This is a genomic window from Campylobacter sp. (assembly GCF_017646085.1).
Taxonomy (GTDB): domain Bacteria; phylum Campylobacterota; class Campylobacteria; order Campylobacterales; family Campylobacteraceae; genus Campylobacter.
Window position 1 is genome coordinate 1 of record NZ_JAGCNF010000079.1, and the last position, 1,940, is coordinate 1,940.

Here is a 1,940-nt window from a genome sequence, read left to right on the forward strand (position 1 = left end):
ATTTTTATCAATCTTAATCCTTATAAAAGCTTTTTGAGTCTATTTTCATAGCTTAGAGCATCTTGATGGCACACATCAATGCATCTACCACACATGGTGCAATCTCCACTTACGATGCTAAATTTTTCTCCTGGAATATCTTTATTTTTAGTTTTTGTAATCTCTAAAACTTTTGGGACAATACAAACATCCATACAAACAGCGCAGTGATCGCATTTTTCCTTATTCCAGCTAACCTTTATAGCCCTAAATTTAGATAGTAATGAATAAAGAGTTCCAATAGGGCATACATATCTACACCAAAATCTTCTACTAAAGAAAACTTCAGCTAAAAATACCAAAACAGCCCACCAAATCGCAGCGCTATATCCATATATGATAAATCTTGAGACTATACCTACAATATTAAAAATTTCAAATATTAAATAACCGCTAATTAAACTTAAAATCCAAAAAGCTAGCAAAAATATATATCTAATTTTTGTATCAAATTCTCTTTTTTTGATTATTTTTTTGCTAATTAATTTAGCATTTAATTTCTCAGCAAATTCGCCAAAAAAGTTATATGGACAGACCCATGAGCAAAATGCACGTCCAGCAAAAAACATATAAAATGCCAAAATAGTAAATGTGCCAATAAGCAAATTTACAGGCAATTGCCCTCTGCTAAGTATAACCTCGGTAGTAATAAATGGATCAGCTAGATGAAAGCCTAGCATTCTAGACCCAGTAATATCACCTTCAATGACTTGAATATCTGCTACAAATGAAAGTACAAACAAAAGATGAATTAAAATCATCGTAAAATATCGGTAAAACCTTATACTAGGACGCTTTTTACCATTTTTTGTTGTAGTTATAAAAGTTGAGAGAAAGCTAGCATTTGTTACTGTTTGGCGACCTTGATATTTATTCATGATATTTATTTAAATTTAGATATCTCTTCAGCTAGAATTGTCAAGTTCTCATCGCTGACATTATCTAAAAGTCCTTCCATTAAACTATTTGGTATTTTACCAGCTTTATACTCATTTAATCTAGCTAGAATATCTTCTTTGCTTTTACCAATGATTGATGGGGCTAAGATTCCAGAGCCATCTTTGGCGTGACATGGTGCGCAGCTTTGTAGATATAATTTGCTTATCCCATCACTACTTACTGATACACTTTGCTTTAATTCTTTAATTTTATTTAACTCATCATTTGTTTGGAATTCGCTTGAACTGCTAGTAGTTTGCGCAACTGGCTTTGGTTCATTTTTTACTGGTTCTTGTACTGCTTGGGTTGTGCTATCAGAGCTAAACAACATAAAAAGCATTAAAACAACAACTAAACCGCTTAAGATTAGGGCTACTGCTTTACCTATATTCATTTTTTACTCCTAAATTGTTCATTAAACTGACTAATTTCCTTGGCTATATCTGCCACCTCTTTATCACTCATTGATTTTACAAGATCAGCCATTAATACATTAGCTTTTGTTTTAGTGCGATATGCAATTATCATATCATATATCTGCTCGCTTGTTTTATCTAGTAGTGATGGACCAATGATTCCATTAGCATAATCATCATGGCAAGCTGAACATTTTGTAATGAAATTTTTACTTAATTGACCTCTTAGTAAAGCTTTATTAACGCTTTGAAGTGGTGGTCTAGTAAAGGCAATAGCGCCTATAGATTTAGTAGTTTCATTTGATTCACCAACTCCAAATTTAATATTTTTCTTTCCATCAATATCATATACAACCCATTCATCAGATTTTATTTGATTATTATTATTGCCTTTTTTGATCGTAATTGAACTTGTAGTAGTTGTTTTATTTAGTTCTTGTGGATCGTTTTTAATATTTTGTTCGCTTGAACATCCTATAAAAATTATAGCACTTAGTAGTATTATAATTGACTTTTTCATATTTATTCCTCATAAATTTCTTTATA

General features: G+C 31.1%; 3 protein-coding genes. All 3 read right to left on the reverse strand.

The window, feature by feature from the left end; translation table 11 throughout:
- Positions 1-20 precede the first annotated feature (20 nt).
- Genes J6V67_RS04405 through J6V67_RS04415 form a run of 3 tightly spaced genes read right to left on the reverse strand, consistent with a single transcriptional unit; the run spans position 21 to position 1,914 of the window.
- A complete protein-coding gene (locus J6V67_RS04405) occupies positions 21-917 on the reverse strand; it encodes a NapH/MauN family ferredoxin-type protein (RefSeq protein ID WP_291859329.1) in 897 nt (298 codons plus the stop codon).
- Between the two features lie 5 nt (positions 918-922).
- Positions 923-1,372 carry a hypothetical protein gene (locus J6V67_RS04410; protein WP_291859332.1) on the reverse strand — a complete coding sequence of 150 codons (450 nt, stop codon included), beginning with the start codon at positions 1,370-1,372 and terminating at the stop codon, positions 923-925.
- Positions 1,369-1,914, reverse strand: a complete 546-nt coding sequence (locus tag J6V67_RS04415; RefSeq protein ID WP_291859335.1) for a hypothetical protein — start codon at positions 1,912-1,914, stop codon at positions 1,369-1,371. Before J6V67_RS04415 ends, J6V67_RS04410 begins: the two co-directional genes overlap by 4 nt.
- Between the last annotated feature and the right edge of the window lie 26 nt (positions 1,915-1,940).

Excerpts from the sequence above, each read along its gene's own strand:
- J6V67_RS04405 (WP_291859329.1), bottom strand. The coding sequence starts at position 917 with ATGAATAAATATCAAGGTCGCCAAACAGTAACAAATGCTAGCTTTCTC.
- J6V67_RS04410 (WP_291859332.1), bottom strand. The coding sequence starts at position 1,372 with ATGAATATAGGTAAAGCAGTAGCCCTAATCTTAAGCGGTTTAGTTGTT.
- J6V67_RS04415 (WP_291859335.1), bottom strand. The coding sequence starts at position 1,914 with ATGAAAAAGTCAATTATAATACTACTAAGTGCTATAATTTTTATAGGA.